The 19,888-nt window shown below is 49.9% G+C and carries 23 protein-coding genes and 1 pseudogene; 12 read left to right on the top strand and 12 right to left on the bottom strand.

The features are described 5' to 3' along the window. Positions 1-140 precede the first annotated feature (140 nt). The 3 genes from rsmF to OGX98_RS18395 all read left to right on the top strand — a co-directional run bounded on the left by rsmF (position 141) and on the right by OGX98_RS18395 (position 2,194). Positions 141-1,562: a 16S rRNA (cytosine(1407)-C(5))-methyltransferase RsmF gene (gene rsmF / locus OGX98_RS18405; RefSeq protein WP_075261767.1), complete on the top strand. Its 1,422-nt coding sequence runs from the start codon at positions 141-143 to the stop codon at positions 1,560-1,562. Between the two features lie 100 nt (positions 1,563-1,662). Further along, entirely contained in the window at positions 1,663-1,899 is a 237-nt protein-coding gene (locus OGX98_RS18400; RefSeq protein ID WP_167493956.1) for a YebV family protein, read from the top strand. A gap of 103 nt (positions 1,900-2,002) precedes the next feature. Beyond that, positions 2,003-2,194 (top strand): YdfD/YebW family protein, encoded by a 192-nt coding sequence (locus tag OGX98_RS18395; RefSeq protein WP_045444034.1) that lies wholly within the window; start codon positions 2,003-2,005, stop codon positions 2,192-2,194. Here the strand turns inward: OGX98_RS18395 and pphA are convergent, their stop codons facing one another. Next, positions 2,195-2,836, bottom strand: coding sequence for a protein-serine/threonine phosphatase (pphA, locus tag OGX98_RS18390; RefSeq protein WP_286595718.1), 642 nt, complete (start codon positions 2,834-2,836; stop codon positions 2,195-2,197). A 560-nt stretch (positions 2,837-3,396) separates the two neighbouring features. Between pphA and OGX98_RS18385 the strand changes: the two genes are divergently transcribed. Next, complete coding sequence (locus tag OGX98_RS18385) at positions 3,397-3,801, top strand: DUF1398 domain-containing protein (RefSeq protein WP_286595716.1); 405 nt, start codon at positions 3,397-3,399, stop codon at positions 3,799-3,801. Between the two features lie 236 nt (positions 3,802-4,037). On the opposite strand, the gene OGX98_RS18380 is transcribed toward OGX98_RS18385, so the two are convergent. Beyond that, positions 4,038-4,370: an EmrE family multidrug efflux SMR transporter gene (locus OGX98_RS18380; protein WP_045444043.1), complete on the bottom strand. Its 333-nt coding sequence runs from the start codon at positions 4,368-4,370 to the stop codon at positions 4,038-4,040. Between the two features lie 433 nt (positions 4,371-4,803). Between OGX98_RS18380 and OGX98_RS18375 the strand changes: the two genes are divergently transcribed. From OGX98_RS18375 to OGX98_RS18360, 4 genes and pseudogenes are all read left to right on the top strand, one after another. Continuing rightward, positions 4,804-5,652, top strand: a complete 849-nt coding sequence (locus OGX98_RS18375) for an alpha/beta fold hydrolase (protein WP_286595715.1) — start codon at positions 4,804-4,806, stop codon at positions 5,650-5,652. A gap of 142 nt (positions 5,653-5,794) precedes the next feature. Further along, a pseudogene (locus OGX98_RS18370) lies at positions 5,795-6,201 on the top strand (hypothetical protein); the annotation flags it as partial. Continuing rightward, entirely contained in the window at positions 6,188-6,406 is a 219-nt protein-coding gene (locus OGX98_RS24110) for a DUF4060 family protein (RefSeq protein WP_286595714.1), read from the top strand. The pseudogene OGX98_RS18370 and the gene OGX98_RS24110, both read left to right, overlap by 14 nt. Beyond that, positions 6,385-6,780, top strand: a complete 396-nt coding sequence (locus tag OGX98_RS18360; protein WP_353622282.1) for a tyrosine-type recombinase/integrase — start codon at positions 6,385-6,387, stop codon at positions 6,778-6,780. The genes OGX98_RS24110 and OGX98_RS18360 overlap by 22 nt, the downstream gene beginning before the upstream one ends. A gap of 336 nt (positions 6,781-7,116) precedes the next feature. On the opposite strand, the gene OGX98_RS18355 is transcribed toward OGX98_RS18360, so the two are convergent. From OGX98_RS18355 to yobA, 3 genes are read right to left on the bottom strand one after another with little or no spacing between them, the layout of a single operon-like run. Next, positions 7,117-7,455 carry a YebY family protein gene (locus OGX98_RS18355; RefSeq protein ID WP_045444052.1) on the bottom strand — a complete coding sequence of 113 codons (339 nt, stop codon included), beginning with the start codon at positions 7,453-7,455 and terminating at the stop codon, positions 7,117-7,119. 15 nt (positions 7,456-7,470) lie between these two features. Further along, positions 7,471-8,343 (bottom strand): copper homeostasis membrane protein CopD, encoded by an 873-nt coding sequence (gene copD, locus OGX98_RS18350; protein WP_286492623.1) that lies wholly within the window; start codon positions 8,341-8,343, stop codon positions 7,471-7,473. A gap of 3 nt (positions 8,344-8,346) precedes the next feature. Continuing rightward, entirely contained in the window at positions 8,347-8,721 is a 375-nt protein-coding gene (yobA, locus tag OGX98_RS18345) for a CopC domain-containing protein YobA (RefSeq protein ID WP_286492622.1), read from the bottom strand. 144 nt (positions 8,722-8,865) lie between these two features. On the opposite strand from yobA, the gene OGX98_RS18340 reads away from it, so the two are divergent. The 3 genes from OGX98_RS18340 (at position 8,866) to exoX (ending at position 10,544) form a co-directional block, all read left to right on the top strand. Then, entirely contained in the window at positions 8,866-9,096 is a 231-nt protein-coding gene (locus OGX98_RS18340) for a DNA polymerase III subunit theta (protein ID WP_045444060.1), read from the top strand. Between the two features lie 106 nt (positions 9,097-9,202). Continuing rightward, positions 9,203-9,859 (top strand): carbon-nitrogen hydrolase family protein, encoded by a 657-nt coding sequence (locus OGX98_RS18335; RefSeq protein WP_225761076.1) that lies wholly within the window; start codon positions 9,203-9,205, stop codon positions 9,857-9,859. Positions 9,860-9,881: 22 nt separating this feature from the next. Next, positions 9,882-10,544, top strand: coding sequence for an exodeoxyribonuclease X (gene exoX / locus OGX98_RS18330; RefSeq protein ID WP_045444066.1), 663 nt, complete (start codon positions 9,882-9,884; stop codon positions 10,542-10,544). On the opposite strand, the gene ptrB is transcribed toward exoX, so the two are convergent. The 4 genes from ptrB to yebG form a co-directional block, all read right to left on the bottom strand. Continuing rightward, entirely contained in the window at positions 10,526-12,601 is a 2,076-nt protein-coding gene (gene ptrB, locus OGX98_RS18325; protein ID WP_286595713.1) for an oligopeptidase B, read from the bottom strand. The genes exoX and ptrB overlap by 19 nt on opposite strands. An 86-nt stretch (positions 12,602-12,687) precedes the next feature. After that, positions 12,688-13,347: a tellurite resistance TerB family protein gene (locus tag OGX98_RS18320; RefSeq protein WP_045444076.1), complete on the bottom strand. Its 660-nt coding sequence runs from the start codon at positions 13,345-13,347 to the stop codon at positions 12,688-12,690. Positions 13,348-13,438: 91 nt separating this feature from the next. Further along, a complete protein-coding gene (yebF, locus tag OGX98_RS18315) occupies positions 13,439-13,795 on the bottom strand; it encodes a protein YebF (RefSeq protein ID WP_045444079.1) in 357 nt (118 codons plus the stop codon). 119 nt (positions 13,796-13,914) lie between these two features. Continuing rightward, positions 13,915-14,205: a DNA damage-inducible protein YebG gene (gene yebG / locus OGX98_RS18310; RefSeq protein WP_045444082.1), complete on the bottom strand. Its 291-nt coding sequence runs from the start codon at positions 14,203-14,205 to the stop codon at positions 13,915-13,917. 132 nt (positions 14,206-14,337) lie between these two features. On the opposite strand from yebG, the gene purT reads away from it, so the two are divergent. Next, positions 14,338-15,516: a formate-dependent phosphoribosylglycinamide formyltransferase gene (purT, locus tag OGX98_RS18305; RefSeq protein WP_045444093.1), complete on the top strand. Its 1,179-nt coding sequence runs from the start codon at positions 14,338-14,340 to the stop codon at positions 15,514-15,516. Between the two features lie 75 nt (positions 15,517-15,591). Here purT and kdgA read toward each other — a convergent pair whose 3' ends face one another. The 3 genes from kdgA to zwf all read right to left on the bottom strand — a co-directional run bounded on the left by kdgA (position 15,592) and on the right by zwf (position 19,791). Further along, positions 15,592-16,233 (bottom strand): bifunctional 4-hydroxy-2-oxoglutarate aldolase/2-dehydro-3-deoxy-phosphogluconate aldolase, encoded by a 642-nt coding sequence (kdgA, locus tag OGX98_RS18300; RefSeq protein ID WP_003034901.1) that lies wholly within the window; start codon positions 16,231-16,233, stop codon positions 15,592-15,594. A gap of 36 nt (positions 16,234-16,269) precedes the next feature. Next, complete coding sequence (gene edd / locus OGX98_RS18295; RefSeq protein WP_045444097.1) at positions 16,270-18,081, bottom strand: phosphogluconate dehydratase; 1,812 nt, start codon at positions 18,079-18,081, stop codon at positions 16,270-16,272. Between the two features lie 234 nt (positions 18,082-18,315). Continuing rightward, the gene (gene zwf, locus OGX98_RS18290; RefSeq protein ID WP_045444100.1) at positions 18,316-19,791 is read right to left on the bottom strand and encodes a glucose-6-phosphate dehydrogenase; all 1,476 of its coding nucleotides are present in this window, start codon (positions 19,789-19,791) and stop codon (positions 18,316-18,318) included. Positions 19,792-19,888 lie beyond the last annotated feature (97 nt).

Genomic DNA, 19,888 nt, shown 5'->3' with positions numbered 1-19,888 from the left:
GAGTTGGTTTCACTCGCTTACCGCGTTACTGGCCTGTGGCTTCGACCCTTAGCGGCCAGCGCAAGCGTTGTTGTCCTGCAACTCGAAATATTCAGGGTATATGCTAAACTGCGCACCTGTTTTTTTGCCGGTGCGACCAAGTGGCTTATTTTCCAGACGCCTTTCTGACTCAAATGCGTGAAGCAATGCCTTCCACGCTCTCTTTCGATGACTTTCTTGCCGCCTGCCAGCGTCCGTTACGCCGCAGCATTCGCGTGAATACACTAAAAATCTCCGTTGCCGATTTTCTCGACCTAACTGCACCTTACGGCTGGTCGCTCACGCCAGTTCCCTGGTGTGAGGAAGGTTTCTGGATCGAACGTGGTGATGAAGAGTCAGTGCCGCTGGGCAGCACCGCTGAGCATTTAAGCGGTCTTTTTTATATTCAGGAAGCCAGCTCAATGCTGCCGGTTGCCGCGCTGTTTGCCGAAGGTAATATGCCGGATCGTGTGATGGATGTCGCAGCAGCTCCTGGCTCTAAAACTACACAAATAGCGGCAAAAATGAATAACAAGGGCGCAATCCTGGCGAATGAGTTTTCCGCCAGTCGCGTTAAAGTGCTGCATGCCAATATCAGCCGCTGCGGGATCAGTAACGTCGCCTTAACCCACTTTGACGGGCGCGTGTTTGGCGCTGCTCTTCCGGAAACTTTTGATGCAATTTTACTGGATGCTCCGTGTTCAGGCGAAGGCGTGGTGCGTAAAGATCCCGATGCGCTGAAAAACTGGTCCGTTGAAAGTAATCTTGAGATTGCCGCCACGCAGCGCGAACTGCTCGACAGCGCATTTCACGCCTTACGTCCCGGTGGCACGCTGGTTTATTCAACGTGCACTTTAAACCGTGACGAAAACGAATCCATCATGCAGTGGCTGATAGAAACTTATCCAGATGCCGTCGAGTTTCTTCCATTGGGTGACTTATTTCCTGGAGCCGAACGTGCCCTCACGCCGGAGGGATTTCTACATGTATTCCCGCAAATTTACGACTGTGAAGGGTTCTTTGTCGCGCGTTTGCGCAAAACCGCCGCGATTCACGCCCTGCCAGCCCCAAAATACAAGGTTGGAAACTTTCCATTCAGTCCGCTGAAAGGACGTGAAACTGCGCAAATCACCGCCGCGGCGAATGCCTGTGCAATACAATGGGATAATAATCTGCGTCTCTGGCAACGTGATAAAGAGGTCTGGCTATTCCCCGTAGAAATTGAAGCGCTGATTGGTAAGGTCCGTTTTTCCCGTCTCGGGATCAAGCTGGCTGAAACCCATAATAAAGGATACCGCTGGCAGCATGAGGCAGTGATCGCCCTTGCTAATCCGAATCACAATAATGCGTTCGAACTGACCCTTGAGGAAGCGGAAGAGTGGTATCGCGGCAGAGATGTCTATCCGCAAACCTCACCGGCCACCGACGACGTGCTGGTCACATTCCAGCAGCAGCCAATTGGTCTGGCGAAGCGTATTGGTTCGCGATTAAAGAACAGTTATCCGCGCGATCTTGTCCGGGATGGCAAACTCTTTACAGGATAACGCACATTTTTACTGGCGCTTTTGCTGACGTTGACTACGCTGAAAAATGGACGACCCAACTGGTCGTACCACAACCAGCAAATCAACGGAGAGCACGATGATGAAAACCAGTGTGCGCATTGGCGCTTTTGAAATCGACGACGCCGAGTTACATGGCGAATCGCCGGGAGACCGAACGTTAACCATTCCGTGCAAATCCGATCCGGATTTATGCATGCAACTGGATGCCTGGGACGCCGATACCAGCATCCCGGCACTCCTTAATGGGGAACATTCTGTTCTATTCCGTCAGCACTACGATCGTAAGTCAGATGCCTGGATCATGCGTTTTGCCTGATTCAAAAAGAACCCGTCGCCAGGCGGGTTATTTCTTTTCTTAATTTCCCCCTCGCTTCAACCTCTTCTACACTATCGGTACGGCAGTACAATTTGAGGATGTAATGTTCACGCTGGTTCTTTTTGTTTGCTACCTGGATGGCGGTTGTGAAGATATCGTGGTCGATGTCTACAATACGGAACAGCAGTGCCTTATTTCGATGGACGATCAGCGTATTCGCAACGGAGGATGTCTACCTGCGGATGGCTATATCGACAGTTTCTGGCGCCCGGCGCAGGAATACAGCGATTTTTGATTATTGTAACTGCACCAGCGTAAGCTCACCGCCAAACACCGCGCCGGTATCAATATAGTGCAGGTTATCGATATCCAGCCGATGGCGTAGCGGCGTATGGCCAAACCAAAAATGATCCGCCCCACGTATCCCCCCGCGTTTGCTCATCAACCTTTCGCGACCCCAAATAACACCTTGTAAATCAACATCTTTCTGCCACTGATAATTCTCATCAGGGTAATCAGCATGGGCAATAACATGTATACCGGTCTGACAGTGAAGTTCCAGAATCCAGGGTAATTGTTGACAGAATTCAAGTGCGATTCGCGCGCTCGGTTGTGACGCACGGGTAAACCAGGATCCCCCATTCAGCAACCACAGCAGCTGCTCGCCCGTCGCCAGCGCATCCAGTGCCATCTGCTCGTGATTGCCTCTGACCGCCACAACCCAGGTTTTACGCAGTAATTTCAGGCAGCGGAGGCTGTCTGGCCCACGGTCAATAACATCCCCGACAGACACCAACAGATCCTGCCACGGGTCAAAACGGCACTGGCGCAATTTATCCACCAGCATGGAGAAACAGCCGTGGATATCCCCGACGACCCAGACATGACGCCAGCGTGTACCTTCCACTCTCTGGTAGATATTACCAGGCAGCCCCATTTGACCTCCTGCACAGAAAATTATCTACACATTCAGGAAAACCATGCGCGATACTCACATGAGCCTTCCCTTTCAACGCCTTCATGCAGTTAGCCTGTACGAATTTGTTCAGAAAATCTCTGACAATGTCCAGATTATCTGGCTCTAAATGTCCGCCACCATCCGGGTATTTGGATTATCTTCTCCAGCCAGGGAAAATCGTATTTATTCCCCAGAATAATCGACGTAGTTAGAGTATAGTAAAAGAAATCTGAACAAATTAACGAGACGGTTATTATTTTGTTTAAAAACCTCCACATCATTAATTAATGAGAGATTAAAAAACATATTTACAATCAACTTACACTATACGTTCGAGAAGATACTTTTTTACTCCCCAGCTCCGTTTCGCAATGACCGAGATATATACGCAATGTCATCATCATGATGATAACATTCATCGAGCAGGAGTCTGCAGGTTGAATGGGCTTACAAATGGGTACTGGTCTGATCAGATTGAATAGACTAAGCTAATCATGCACACTACGCGCCCTCACAACTAACAAGAGGTTACTTTCCTGATGGATCAGGTTGCCATTCTCCAACAGATGTTCGAGCAAGTGAGAAAGGAGTTAAATTTTTCCTGGTTTTATTCTGAATTGAAACGACACAACATTGCGTATTATATCTACTATCTGGCTACAGATAACATCAGGATCGTCACGCATAATGACGACGTTTTGTTAATAAGAGGATACAGAAGCTTATTAAAAATCAGTACGATTAAGAACGTCGAACTTATAAAAGAAGCGGCACGGATTCATATCTCCGGGAAGTCAACATTTCGGGAGTACTGCATCACACTTGCCAGTGCTGGTGTTTTTCGCTGGGTAACCGATGTCAATGATAATAAACGTTGTTATTATTCTTTTGATAATTCACTTTTATATATTGAAGATATCGAGAACAATAAACCCCTCATATAATGCTTTGGGCCCTTGGTCTGGGACCCTTAATGGAAACGGCAGAATGTAAAAAATCGCAGGTGCATTTTGCACCTGCGACTGTGAAAATACATACTGATAGTCAGTTTTCTCAATACGCAGACGTCACCGAAGTTGTTCAGGCTTCGGCAGCCTGCTAAGCGTATCAAGTGAGAGGTGGAATTACCCCCCCCCCCGTTCATACGGTGATTTAGAGCCTATCCCATTGGGCTATTTATTTAATGTACTGCGCTTCGCGATAACAAATTAATAATGAGAACACCTGCACAAATTAGTGCCATTCCGATAATAGCGGGCAAATCTAGTCGTTGCCCATGTATAACCCAGGCAAGAAGACTGATCAGCACAATACCCACACCAGACCAGATAGCATATGCAATTCCTGTAGGTATATGCGCCAGCGTCTGGGAAAGCAGCCAGAATGAAGCACAGTAACACACAATTGTACCAACAGAAGGCCATAGCCGAGTGAACCCATCGGTAAACTTCATTAACGTTGTCCCGGTCACTTCAGCCAGAATAGCCGCACCAAGATAGATATAAGTATTCATAACCATTCATTTTTTAAACAAGACAAAGAAAGATTCTACTATATCTTCACCTTACATGATCTTTTCTTGCTGCAGCTTCTTTCTGTATACATATGTTGCGGTTTCGAAAGAACATGGAAATTCGGCTGTTTTCGAGCTCCTGTGCGCTAAAACCGGGGAGAGCTTCACGGTTAGCGTGATATTAAAAATTATGCTTCATACCTGCCATGGCACAGCTATCCCTGTACCCCTTATTCCTCATCCGAGCACTATTTGCTGATCTAATTTTCTGCGCAAATGAATTGTGATTGTTAAAAAACGTGTGGTATAACGAATGAACAGCAAAGATCAGAATTCGGACAGATTTCGGGCATAGAACCTTAAGTGTTTGAAATCAAAGTCTGATAAAAAGAGACCGAATAAAGCTTCACGAACAACAAGCCAGGAGTTGGAAGTGACGGTCGGAACAATTCAGTCAGATAAATTTCAGCTTGGATATAAGGTCATTGGCTCAGGGGCTGCGGCAATTATTGTTGGTAGCAACCTGTATTATTCCCGCACTTTCTCGACTGACCTGGCAAAGCGTTTTTGCCTATACTTTATCGATCATCGAGCCTATGCTCCGGCAAGCAAACCCGTTCAAGAGGATGATTTCTCCTTAGATAAGGTCGTTAGTGATATTGAATTGTCTCGTGTTGCCCTTGGCGTTGATAGAATGGCGATCATCGGGCACTCTGGAAACGGATTCATGGCACTGGAATACGCGCGTCTGTATCCTAGCCGGGTATCACATGTAATACTCATTAGCACTCCACCCAATTTGAGCGCCGATCTCAATGATAAATCGGAACAAAGATTCAAGACAGAAGCGTCTAAGCTCCGTCAGGAAATATACGATAAAGAAATATCCCTGCTTTCATCGGATGCAAAAAAGCACCCGCAGGAGCAATTCAAATATCTTCTCCTCCGAACCGGTCCCCGGTCTTGGTTAGACCCATTTTTTGACGCGGCTCCACTCTGGCGTGATGTTATCACGCACGATGTCGGATTTGACTTGCTCTGGGGAAAGGTGTTTCCCGACTTCGATATGAAAAGTGTTGCAGCAGCGATCAGCGCGCCCGTTTTCTTGGCCCTTGGTCGTCACGACTATATCAATCCACCAATCGAATCGTGGAAAGAGTATCAAGGCTATTTCAGAAACATTGAGATCGAAATTTTTGAGAAAAGCGGCCACACGCCGCAACTTGAAGAACCGGAGAGGTTCAACGAGGCCCTGATAAGATTCATTCAACGTCATCAATAGGGATTGTCGCGGAAATACTGATTATCTGACTGGATCGCCGCAATCTGATTTCGTTCAACAATTGCTATCGCAAAACCGTCCTTGCGGCGACGTCTCCATTCATCAGAGCGGGCGCTTTTTTCCGGCATGCCGCCTTTGTAAATCAGTAAACATCGACTCTCTGGCAGATGATTTCCGCGTACGTATCGATACTGTGCAGGATGTTGGCAGCGCCAAAGCACTCCGAACTGATATCGAAAGCGCGAAGGTTACGCTGGGTTCAGCCTTGTTCACCGAATTGAAGAACAAAGCAGTTAAGCGCTATTACCTGGTGGATGCACATAACAAGGTAGAAGCCGCAATCAACTCCCTGCCTACTCCGGACGAACCGGATGCAGCAGAACGGTTTGGGGAAGTTGAGCGAGTTCTTGTAACGGCGAAAAGTCACAGGGTGGCGAACTGCACGATCAGTTCAGCATCCTCCTGGCAGGTATGAAACCGGTAATATGTGGGCTAACTGAGCTGGAATGGTTCGCCTTCCCCTTGAGGAGATGTAATGCGACTGATTAACCGAGGCAATCAGCAATCCCCGGTAGCGCGTCAGGCATGCGACATCAAGCTGGCCATTCATCACGCTCCGGAACTTCACGGTAAAGAATATAAGGTTCAGCCTGATGCCATCTATGTGGACCCGAGCAAAACGAATCTTCGTCCCAAAAGATCGACAGGAAAGACGCTATTTCTCAGGCCATCGTGGTCAATAACTACATTGTAAGGAATCCGGCAGAGCCGACAAGAACGCCGACGCCCAAAGTGAAGCGTGAGCGTCTTTTGCTTGAGCAGTCCGAGATAATAAGGGATGCCGCAACCGCCCATTCCGAATGGGCTGCAAATGCATGTGGTCTGGCACTTGTCACCGGGCAAAGAAGAGAGGACGTATCGTTGTTCAGATTCAGCGATATCAGGGATTCTACAGAGTTAAAGTTTGGCCCCAACCCTCCTCCTTTCCATGAGATCAGGAGCTTGGCGAGCAGACTGTGTGAAAGGGAGCGTGGAGAGGATTTCGCACAGAGACTGCTGGGGCATAAAAATTTAACAATGACCAAAAAATACCTGGACGCACGCGGTGCAGAATATGTTATGGTTTAGACAGGATATGGAAATTTCGAGTAATTTTCGTGGGGTTTCGTGAAAGCACCGAGAAAACCCAACGAAAATAAGCTCATAAAAAGAGACCGAATACGATTCCTGTATTCGGTCCAGGGAAATGGCTCTTGGGAGAGAGCCGTGCGCTAAAAGTTGGCATTAATGCAGGCTAAGTTACCCTGCCATTTAAGAATAGATGACAGCGCCAGGTTTTCCAGTCCGTGACTAAAGTGGCCTGAAAAAAAGGACGATTGTCACCCGCAACAACGCAAAAACCGCAAGTTCTCCTGAGAGATCCTTGCGGTTTTTTATTGGAAATCAGAGAGGTATATCTGACAACTAACAGAGCTTTTCTGCACGTTCGATAAACGGCGCAAGGCTCATTTTTTCGCCTGGTTTTGCCGGATCATCAATCTGAATAATGTCGATCGGTTTTGCCGTCGTTTTACCGTTTTCAACCTGCTCTCTGGCAATATCATTCAGTGGGTATTGCACCAACGTGCTGGGATTAATGACATACAGTGCGTTGCCAGGCCGACAGGTCAACATCACCTCTTCACGATTAAACGCCCACTTATCTTTACCAACCTCAAAACGGCTGACGGTAATGACCTGTGGTGCAGCCAGTGCAGCTCCTGAACTTGTCAGGAGTAATAAAGAGATAACTATTTTTTTCATACGTTTGCCAGTCCATCAGAAAGGTTCAAGAGTTGCAAACAGGCTGACAATCGCCAGCACGACAGCCCCTATTCCCCATTCAAGCTTCGTCATCCAGATAAAGTAGAGAGTCATACAGCGGTTATCTTGCTGCATGCGTGGTACGAGAACATACCGATTCACGAGTGCAATCGCCACCATTAGCGCGACCAGGGCACATTTTAACAAAAGCAATTGCCCATACGCTGCGTGCCAGGGGACTGACAAACCGACAATAAACAACACATTCGCCATGCCGGTAAGCAATACGCCGATAACAAAAAGATGCCCGTAGCGGGAAAATCGCATCATAGTGCTAATAGCCTGCTGTCGCCAACGGCCCTTAGCCATCCTCATACAGTAAATAACTGGCAGCAGGCCGCCAAACCAGGCTGCAGCGCATATCAGATGTAACGCATGATTAAGCTGCTGTATAGCCCGCACGACGCCGTCATGTAGGGTTGCATGTCCGACACCAGCCAATAGGATAAACTGGGCAATTGTCATAATCAGCAACAACCGTGACATGCTGTGCGGCACAATGATAGTTACCACCAGCGTGACCAGCGCGAGAATAATCTGCCATAACCACACGCCACCAAACTGCGTTTGCAGAACCGCTCCCCATATTTCTACAGAGATAACATCCTGCCAGCCCGATCCCATTAATCCACCCTGGATCGCCAACATCAGCGTTGCGCTAATAAAACTCCATGTCGCGGCATGCCGTTGCAAACGCAAAAAGCGGCGCATCATCAAGCGACGGACTGAGACAGGAGCCAGCCATGCACTGTAAAGCGCACAGCCAAATACCAGCATTAAAGTGGTGAAATGGATAAAACGCAGAGCGACCCAGGTAAGTGCCAGCATGGTTTATTTCACGCTAAAGGTATATTGCCCTTTCGTCTTGTGACCATCCACTGATACAACATGCCAGTCAACCGTATATTTCCCGGCATCCAGTGACTGAGCGAGCGGAATGATCAGTTGCGTCTTATCTTGTTCATTGCGCGTCGGCTTGCCGGTTTTGATCTGTGTCTGTTTTGGGCCTGTAAGCGTTGCGCCACTGAACGCAGGCTCAACGCCTTCAGAAAAATTAAGAGTCAACGCCTGGGGAGAGGCTATGATCTGCGCATCCGCCTCAGGACTTTGCGTTGTCAAATGCGCATGAGCCAGCGCTGCGGGAGTTGCCAGAGCGGAAGTCAGTGCGATGAGGGCATAGCGAAGTAAAGATGCAGTAGAAACCATATCAACTATTCCTTTTTGTTATGTCTAATTTGTAGAGAATAACCTTCTACAATGATCGAGTCGAGAATCATCATTTCTGGCTTGCCATTAATGCACTCTCTTAGTAACTTTTGCGCGCCAATGAATAGAGATAAGGAGAAGCCCATGAACATCAACCTGGCTAAACTTGAACAAGATGAGATGGATAAGGTCAATGTTGATCTGGCCGCGGCAGGTGTCGCATTCAAAGAGCGCTATAACATGCCTGTCGTTGCAGAAGTCGTCGAGCGCGAGCAACCTGAACATCTGCGCGACTGGTTTCGCGAGCGGCTGATCGCACACCGTTTGGCATCGGTTTCCCTCTCACGTTTACCTTACGAGCCGAAAGTTAAATAAACCTTATATTACGTTACAATTCCTTACATGGTGGCTGCTAAAGTATAAGCACATTCTTAATCTATAATTTAAGGATGATTGTAGACACTATGAAAAGGAAGTCATTATGTCACACTGGAAAATTGCCGCAGCACAGTACGAACCTCTACAGACAACGTTAACAGAACATGTCGCGCATCACCTGCAATTCATCAGAGCAGCTGCCAAATGTCAGTGTGAATTGCTGGTTTTCCCCTCCCTTTCGCTGTTGGGATGCGTCGATGGGGATGATTTTCTTCCGGCACCTCCTGATGAGGCTCTCCTGCAACCTCTGGCCCATGCCGCTGCGAGTTATCGCATGACCATTATTGCGGGGTTACCGGTTGAACATAACAACCAGTTTGTGAAGGGTATTGCCCTTTTTTCACCCGGGCTGGCGTCACCGTTAACATTTCATCAGAGCCATGGAGCCTGTATTGCCAGACAGCGAAACACCATAAGCGTTGTCGATACTCAGCCGGAAGGCATTGATATTGACCCTGAGTTTTCGCTGTTCACCACCAGCCAGTGTATCAGCGAACCTGAGCTTCTCTCCTCCACCTCGCAACTGCAAAGTTTTTCGCATAAATTCGCCATTGCAGTGCTGATGGCCAATGCGCGCGGCAGCAGCGCTTTATGGGATGAGCGCGGTCGTTTGATTGTGCGCGCCGACCGCGGTTCACTGCTCTTAACCGGTCAACGCACCTCTCAGGGTTGGCAAGGTGATATCATTCCATTACGCTAGTCGTTTTGGTCAGGAGCTTGGCATGTTGCGCATAATAGATACAGAAACCTGTGGCCTGCAGGGAGGCATTGTTGAGATTGCTTCTGTCGATGTAGTAGACGGACAGATTGTCAATCCAATGAGCCACCTGGTGCGCCCTGACCGTCCCATTAGTCCTCAGGCGATGGCAATTCACCGTATTACCGAATCCATGGTGGCGGATAAACCCTGGATTGAAGACGTCATCCCGCATTATTACGGCAGCGAGTGGTACGTAGCGCACAATGCGAGTTTTGACCGTCGTGTATTGCCAGACATGCCCGGAGAGTGGATTTGCACCATGAAGCTTTCCCGCCGTCTGTGGCCGGGAATTAAATACAGCAATATGGCACTCTATAAATCCCGCAAACTGAATGTACAGACGCCTTCCGGTCTGCATCATCACCGTGCCCTTTACGATTGCTACATCACTGCGGCATTGCTGATCGACATCATAAACACGTCGGGTTGGTCGGCAGAGCAAATGGCCGACATCACCGGTCGCCCGGCACTGTTAACCACATTTACCTTTGGCAAATACCGCGGCAAAGCGGTATCAGAAGTGGCTGAACGCGATCCGGGCTATTTGCGCTGGCTGTTTAATAACCTTGACAGTATGAGCCCGGAACTACGACTAACGCTTAAGCACTATCTCGATAACGCCTGAGTTGTTGCCTGCCCGGGTAGTGTCCCTTGCGCCAGTCCTATCAAAAAAGCGAACTCAAGGGCCACGCCTTCATACGATTTAAAGCGACCAGATTTGCCCCCGTGCCCGGAGTCCATATCCGTACACAGTAGCAGCAGGTGGTCATCTGTTTTCAGCTCCCGCAGTTTCGCTACCCACTTTGCCGGCTCCCAGTATTGCACCTGAGAATCATGTAGCCCGGTGGTGACCAACAGATGTGGATAGGCTTGCGCGGTGACATTATCGTACGGGCTGTAGCTTTTCATGTAAACATAGTACTCCGCGTCCTGCGGATTACCCCACTCTTCAAATTCCCCGGTGGTCAGTGGAATTGACTCATCCAGCATCGTGGTCACGACATCGACGAACGGTACCTGTGCAATAACACCATGAAACAGCTGCGGGCGTTCGTTAATTGCAACCCCCATTAGCATCCCACCAGCGCTTCCCCCCATGCCATAACACAGTGAAGGTGCACCGTAACCCAGTTTTAATAGTGCCTCGCAAACATCGAGATAATCATTAAAGGTATTTTTCTTTTGCAGAAACTTACCATCTTCGTACCACTGCTGTCCCAGTTCACCGCCGCCCCGCACATGCGCGATGGCATAAACAAACCCCCGATCCAGCAGACTCAGGCGACTGCTGCTGAAATCTGCGTCCATGCTAGCGCCATAAGAGCCATAACCATAAACCAGTAAGGGATTTTTCCCTTTGCGAAAATGCTTTTGATGGTAAACCAGCGAGACAGGAACCTCCGTACCATCGCGCGCGGTGATCCACACATGCTCACTGCGGTAATCGGCCGCGTCGAATCCGGGGACATCCGTCTGTTTGAGTACACGTCGCTCTCCGGTGTCCATATCCAGTTCAAACAGGGTGTCCGGCGTCGTCATGGATGAATAGCCATAACGCAGGCGCGATGTCTCCGGCTCGGGATTGTACGCCAGCCACGTTACGTAAGCCGGATCGTCGAAAGCAATCCCGACCACTTCACGCGTTTTGCGGTTGATTTGTCGTAAACTGGTTAAACCGCGCTGACGCTCCTCCACCACCAGCCAGTCGGTAAACAGCGTAAATCCTTCCAGCATGACGCTATCACGCGGCGGGATCAGCACTTCCCAGGCCTGTTCATCACGCACGCGGGTGCGATACAAACCAAAGTTTTTCCCCTGACGGTTAGATCGCAGATAAAACGCGTGCTGATAGTGATCAAGACTGTACTCATGGTCTTTACGCCGTGGCAAAAATACCAGCGGCTCGGCATCGGCCAGCTCCGCATCAAGCAACAATACTTCGCTGGTTGTCGCGCTGGCGACATGGATAACAACATAATGCTGCGAGGTGGTTTTGTGCAGACTGACATAAAACATATCGTCAGCTTCTTCATACACCAGTTGATCATGAATGGATGGTGAGCCAACGGTATGCCGCCATACCTGATACGGTAATAATGTTGTTTCATGTTTGCGAACATAATAAAAGGTCTGCGAATCGTTCGCCCAGACCAATTCCGGCTCAACATTATCCAGTACTTCCGGATACCAGTTCCCGGTTTGTAGATTGCGAAAACGAATGCCATATTGCCGACGAGACAGGTAATCCTCCGCCAGAGCCATAACGGTATTATCGGGTGATATTGCGAGTCCTCCCAGCGTATAGAATTCGCTGTGGGCTGCACGTTGGTTACCATCCAGCAAGGTATCCCATTCATCCCACTCTTCATTGAGAGCAGACTGACGCTGATAAATGGCATATTCACATCCCGGTTCATAAATATGCCGGTAGCGATAACCATTTTTCACATAAGGAGCAGAAACATCCTGAGGGGGAATACGGTCGATAATTTCTTTCAGCACACGATCCTGCAATGCCTGCTGGGAAGCCATAACCTGGCGGCCATATGCATTTTCTTGTTGCAGATAGTCCAGCACTTCTGGCTGCGAGCGGGTGTCATCTCGCAACCAGTAATAATTATCAACACGAGTATCGCCATGCTGCGTCATGGCATGTGGAATACGAGGAGCTTTTGGTAGCATGTCATTGTTCTTCTGCTTAAACATCCTATAAGGGTGGCAAAAGTCAGCAATGATGCAAGCGAAACGTGCTCCTCAAGCGTAACTATTTAACCCGGCAACGCCTGTTTTTGCTGTTTGAGATCCTGCTCGATACCCTCACGAACATCCTGTGGGATCTTCAGTGCATCACCCAGCGCATTCAGATAACTGCGCTCCATAAAGTGGTCGATATCAATAGCTGCACAGCTCAGGAAGTAAATTTCCAGCGCCTCTTCTTCGTTGCGGATCCCTTGAGCGAGGCGTTGAGGATCAAGCGGTTGTTCAATGGCCCGCTCAATCAGAACACGCCCTTGCTCTTCCACTCCCGCGTCACGCAGCTGTTGTTCGATAGCGGCTCGCTCTTTAGCATCAATATGACCATCGCTTTTAGCCGCAAATACCAGCGCCAGGATCAGACGTTCAGTACGTTCATCCAGCGGTGTACTCTGCGTGCCAAACTGAGGTTCATCCTGGTGCGCTGCGCGGACTTTATCTTTGTATTTATTCCATAAAACGCTACCGGCGATCGCACCGCCACCAACCAACAGTGCGCTGGTACCGTATTTAGTGAGTAATTTGCGTGAGGATTTGTTGGCGACCAGTAATCCTGCCAGACCACCTAATGCACCGGGAACCAGCAGTTTGCTCAGTCCTTGTTCACCGGAAGATGAACCGGATGATCCTTTTTGCCCAAGAAGAGATTGAAGTTGATTCAGCCAGTTAGCCATTTTGCCCCTCAAGTACAGACGAATAATCATCAAAGCGTACCCGAGGGGATGTCAGGAAGTGTTCAGGTCATCAAAAGATGTGCAAATTCAGCTACTGACGTTGCAGGTACTCCGCCGTGCCAGCTTTACAATCAAGCTTAACCTGATATTGAATATCGCTGCTTTTCCCACGAACGGTAAGAGGTACCGTCCATTGTCCGTCTTTACCAACAATATCCTGCGGGTTCACCCAGGCAACAGGATCAAGTTGCCCGAGCCTTTTTTGATCGTCGGCCCAACGTACAATACGGTTTTGCAGGTAGTCGCGTTTCACACTTGCCGCGATACCGTCAGCTTTCAAACCTTCACAGTTTGGAAAATTGACTGATTTACTCTCCGTATTAGCCGCAAAAACTGACACGCTGGCAGATAACAGCAGCAGGCTCAACAACGCTCTTGTTTTATTCATTCTTTTCTCCTTTATCCCCTTCGTCTTTCAGTCGCTATTAATGCAACGTGAAATCAGTTGGGTACAGCACAATGATTCAGGGAAAAGCATGGTACAAAACCTCAGGAGCGCAAGTCGGATCAGGCAGCCTGTGTATCATCCTCAGCAGAAGCATCGTTATCGACCACCTGTGGGGATGGCAGTTTGCCGTTTTTCAGGATCGCGCTCAGCACATCTTTTTGCTCAGCCAACCACAGGGAAAGCGCTTCACGCTGCTCATCTTCCAGCGCGACCGGTGACTGCTCCAGCCACGTATCGAGCAGATCTGCTGTATCAAGCATTTTGTCATAGGCATCGGCTTCCTTTTTGCTGGTAAACGACATTTTTTCCTCACCTTCCCGAATGACTACGTATTTAACTTCAACCGCCATTTTTGCAGCCTCATAAATTACCTGTATTTATGTACAGTATATTCTTTTTCACCCTTGAAATCAACCTGGTAATAAAGACAGACGCAAACGTTTTCGTATATACTGCGCCCAGATAAAACAGGGGATTAATTTATGACGTTATTAGGCACAGCGCTGCGTCCGGCAGCAACGCGAGTGATGTTATTAGGATCAGGTGAACTGGGTAAAGAAGTCGCGATTGAATGCCAACGCCTGGGTGTAGAAGTCATTGCCGTGGATCGTTACCCTGACGCACCAGCTATGCACGTTGCCCATCGCTCATACGTAATCAATATGCTGGATGGTGACGCTTTGCGTCAGGTTGTCGCGCACGAAAAACCACACTATATCGTTCCTGAGATTGAAGCCATTGCCACGAGTACGCTGGTAGCGCTGGAGCAGGAAGGTCTGAACGTCGTGCCTTGCGCGCGCGCGACCCAACTGACCATGAATCGTGAAGGTATCCGTCGCCTCGCCGCGGAAGAACTGTCCTTACCGACCTCATCTTTCCGCTTTGCTGACAGCGAAACTCGCTTTCGCGAAGCCGTGGCCGAAATTGGATTCCCCTGCATCGTGAAGCCGGTGATGAGTTCCTCCGGAAAAGGACAAAGTTTTATCCGTTCAGCCGATCAGCTTGCCAGAGCCTGGGATTATGCCCAGCAGGGTGGCCGAGCGGGCGCAGGACGCGTTATCGTGGAAGGTGTGGTTAATTTCGACTTTGAAATCACCCTGTTGACCGTAAGCGCCGTCGATGGTGTGCACTTTTGTGCGCCGGTAGGCCATCGTCAAGAAGATGGCGACTATCGTGAATCCTGGCAGCCCCAGAAAATGAGCGAACTGGCGCTGGAACGTGCACAGGAAATCGCTCGCAAAGTGGTACTGGCGTTGGGCGGTTACGGATTGTTTGGCGTAGAGCTGTTTGTGTGCGGTGACGAGGTGATTTTCAGCGAGGTATCCCCTCGCCCACATGATACGGGTATGGTGACATTGATTTCACAGGATCTATCCGAGTTTGCCCTGCACGTTCGCGCATTCCTCGGGCTTCCGGTTGGCGCAATCCGCCAGTATGGGCCATCTGCATCAGCCGTTATCCTGCCACAACTTACCAGTCAGAATGTCACATTTGATAACATTGACAGTGCCGTTGGTGCAGGGTTGCAACTCCGTCTGTTCGGTAAACCTGAAATCGACGGAACCCGTCGCTTAGGCGTCGTACTGGCGACGGCAGACAACGTTGACGAGGCGGTTGAACGCGCGAAAAACGCCGCGGCGCAGGTGAATGTAGCAGGATAAAAAAAACGGGCCCGATGGCCCATTTTAAAGTATTCGCCGGCCGGGTCAGTGCAGCACTGCCCGGCACAACAGATCTTACTGCTTCGCGCCTTCTACGGCTTCGCGAGCCAGTTTAGTGATGCGATCGTAATCACCCGCTTCCAGCGCGTCTGCCGGAACCAGCCAGGATCCACCGATGCACAGTACGCTTTTCAGCGCCAGGTAGTCACGGTAATTCGCCGGAGAGATACCACCGGTCGGGCAGAAACGTACCTGGGAGAACGGACCTGCAATCGCCTGCAACGCTTTAGTACCGCCGTTAGCTTCTGCCGGGAAGAATTTAAACTCTTTCAAACCATAGTCCATACCCAGCATCAGTTCAGAAACGGTGCTGATACCTGGGATCAACGGAATAGTTCCTTCAGTTGCGGCTTTCAACAGGGGCTCGGTCAGACCTGGGCTAATCGCAAACTGCGCGCCCGCTTCAGTTACTTCTGCCAGTTGCTGTGGATTCAGAACGGTACCTGCGCCGACAATCGCGTCCGGGACTTCTTTAGCAATCGCGCGAATGGCATCCATCGCACATGCGGTACGTAAGGTCACTTCCAGAACGCGCACGCCCCCTGCAACCAACGCTTTCGCCATCGGCACCGCGTGTTCCAGTTTATTTACCACGATAACCGGTACTACCGGGCCAGTGGTCAGGATTGCTTCTGCACTTGTCTTCCAGTTTTTCATCAGAGTTTTCTCTCGCCTGATTACAAAATTTGTCGTTTAAAAAGTGATACAGGTTGCGCCCTGCTCCGCACCGGACAGCTTTTCGCGCAACGCGCTGAACATCTCACGGCCTGTTCCCACACGCGAAGCGCTGAGGTCAGGAATATGAGGCTGACGAGAGGCAAGTTCCTCTTCATCCACCAGCAGCGTCAATTCACCTGTCTGTCCATTCACACGAATGATGTCGCCATCACGCACTTTAGCCAGCAGCCCGCCATCATAGGCTTCCGGGGTTACATGGATTGCTGAAGGCACTTTACCTGAAGCACCTGAAAGCCGTCCATCGGTAACTAACGCGATTTTGAAACAACGGTCCAATAATACACCAAGTGGCGGCATGAGTTTATGTAATTCTGGCATTCCATTCGCTTTTGGTCCCTGATGGCGCACAACCACCACGCAATCGCGGTCCAGCAAGCCAGCATCGAAAGCAGGTAACACATCATGCTGACTTTCAAAGACAATAGCCGGAGCCTCTATGACCTGGTTCTCTACCGGCACGGCTGATGTCTTCATCACCGCACGTCCCAGGTTACCACTCAGCACTTTAGTACCGCCGTGATGCGAGAACGGCTTATCGAAAGTCGCGATCACATTGCTGTCGAGAGACTTCGTGGCACCTTCACGCCAGTCCAGCTCACCGTTGTTAAGCCATGGCTCAAGGGTGTAGCGAGATAAACCAAACCCGGCTACGGTGTTAACATCTTCGTGCAGCAGACCTGCATTAAGCAGTTCACGCATTAATACCGGTACACCACCTGCAGCCTGGAAGTGGTTGATATCCGCCGGACCATTCGGGTACAAGCGTGCCATCAGCGGCACGATATCGGACAGATCGGAGAAGTCATCCCAGTTGATCAAAATTCCGGCCGCGCGCGCCATCGCTACCAGATGCATCGTATGGTTGGTAGACCCCCCTGTCGCCAGCAGCGCTACGATCCCGTTGACCACCACTTTTTCATCGATCATTTTGCCGATCGGCATCCATTCGTTGCCATTTCCGGTCAGGCGCGTTACCTGACGAGCAGCAGCGGCTGTCAGCGCTTCACGTAACGGAGCATCCGGATGTACGAAAGAGGAGCCTGGCAGTTGCATCCCCATAAACTCAACGACCATCTGGTTGGTATTAGCGGTGCCGTAGAACGTACAGGTTCCTGGTGCGTGATAAGACGCAGCCTCGGATTCAAGCAGAGCCATACGGTCCACTTTTCCTTCTGCATACAGCTGACGAATACGCACTTTTTCTTTGTTCGCCAGACCACTCGCCATCGGACCTGATGGGATAAAGACAGAAGGCAGATGACCAAAGGACAACGCCGCCATCGCCAGGCCCGGGACAATTTTATCGCACACGCCGAGGAACAATGCGCCGTCGAACATATTATGAGATAAACCCACCGCCGCAGACATCGCAATCACTTCGCGGCTTAGCAGTGAAAGCTCCATCCCATCCTGCCCCTGGGTCACGCCATCACACATAGCAGGCACACCACCGGCAACCTGCCCTACCGCATTGGCTTCATGCAGTGCTTTGCGAATGATAGCCGGATAATGTTCATACGGCTGATGCGCGGAAAGCATGTCGTTATAGGAGGTAATGATCGCGATATTGTTACGCAACATGCTTTTCAGCGATGCTTTGTCGTCAGGCTGACAGGCAGCAAAACCGTGCGCCAGATTTCCGCATGCCAACTGTGAACGGTGAACAGTTGTCGTTTTAGCCTGTTCGATGCGCGAGAGGTAGGCGGAACGTGTCTCACGAGAACGTTCGATGATACGTTGTGTTACGCGTAACAAATTCGGATTCATAGAGGCTCCTAAAATTTATCTGTCAGAGCGGTCGGATTAACAATGCGTTTCAAGATAGTTAAATTATGCTGAATCGCTTACTAGCCGTAGCTCAGGGGCAAAATCGTTTCAGGCAGTGTAATAAAAAAAGCCTCGCGGGTGAATCCACGCGAGGCTTAAAAGTGCAAAAATTATTCTACAATCTGTGTTAGATCATGTTACCGGTAAAATAACACCTAATGATTAGGTGATATTTTATTCGAATTCATTCCAGGAACGACCGTCACGAGTGATCATCGCCACGGAGGCAACCGGTCCCCAGGTTCCCGCCTGGTATGGCTTCGGCGCGTCGTTATCCATCGCCCAGGCTTCGGTGATGGAGTCGACCCACTTCCACGCTTCTTCTACCTCATCACGGCGTACAAACAGCGCCTGAATACCACGCATGGTTTCCAGCAGCAAACGTTCGTAAGCATCGGCCAGATGCGTTTGATTGAAGGTTTCGGAGTAACTCAGATCCAGCTTGGTGATCTGCAGATTATGCTTGTGGTCCAGGCCCGGTACTTTGTTAAGCACCTGAATATCGACACCCTCATCAGGCTGCAAACGGATTGTCAGTTTGTTCTGCGGCAGATCCTGCCAGGATTCTTTAAACAGATTCAGCTCAGGCGTTTTGAAGTAGACAACAACTTCAGAGCATTTCGTCGGCAGGCGCTTACCGGTACGCAGGTAGAATGGAACACCCGCCCAGCGCCAGTTGTCGATATCCACGCGGATAGCAACAAAGGTTTCCGTATTGCTGCTCTTGTTCGCGCCTTCTTCTTCCAGATACCCCGGAACTTTTTTACCCTGAGCAAATCCAGTGGTGTACTGGCCACGAACCGTTTTTTCACGTACGTTCGAGCGATCGATACGGCGCAGTGATTTCAGTACCTTCACTTTTTCGTCACGGATGCTGTCAGCGCTCAGGTCGGACGGCGGCGACATCGCGATCATGCACAGGATCTGCAACAGGTGGTTCTGGATCATATCGCGCATTTGACCGGCCTGGTCAAAATAACCCCAACGACCTTCAATACCCACCTCTTCCGCCACGGTAATTTCTACGTGATCGATAGTGCGGTTATCCCAGTTGTTCACAAACAGGGAGTTGGCAAAACGCAGGGCCAACAGGTTCAGTACCGTCTCTTTGCCGAGATAGTGGTCGATACGGTAAACCTGGCACTCTTCGAAATACTCGCCCACCTGGTCGTTGATTTCGCGGGAGGTCGCCAGCGACGTCCCCAACGGTTTTTCCATTACCACACGAGCAGGTTTAGCGTTCAGTTTTGCTTCGCCCAAACCTTTGCAGATTGCGCCAAAGGTGCTTGGCGGCATAGCAAAATAGTTAATAGTGGTACGTGCTTTCTGATCCAGCATCTCGCCCAGACGGTTAAATGCCGCGGTATCATTAACGTCCAGATTACAAAACTCCAGGCGACCACTGAGGGTGTCCCACAAACCTTCATCAATCTTTTCTTTCATGAAGGTTTCGAGCGCTTCGCGTACAACCTTGGTATAGGCTGCTTTGTCCCAGTCGGCACGTCCTACCCCAATAATGCGGGTATCCGGGCTAATCTGACCGGCCTTTTCCAGTTGATACAGGGAAGGCAGCAATTTCCGTCGCGCAAGATCGCCCTTCGCACCGAAAATGACCAGGTCACATGCCTGGGCTGTTTGCGTTACCGCCATGTCATTCTCCTCAGTTAAGTGCCTGGTGCTTTTGCCAGACACTGGTTGTAATTTTATTACAGTGCACTGTACTGCTTTTACGTGATTCAGTGAACCG

It is taken from the genome of Citrobacter sp. Cm046 (assembly GCF_030333065.1).
In the GTDB taxonomy this organism is placed as follows: domain Bacteria; phylum Pseudomonadota; class Gammaproteobacteria; order Enterobacterales; family Enterobacteriaceae; genus Citrobacter; species Citrobacter murliniae.
This window is presented reverse-complemented; position numbering and strand designations above follow the sequence as displayed.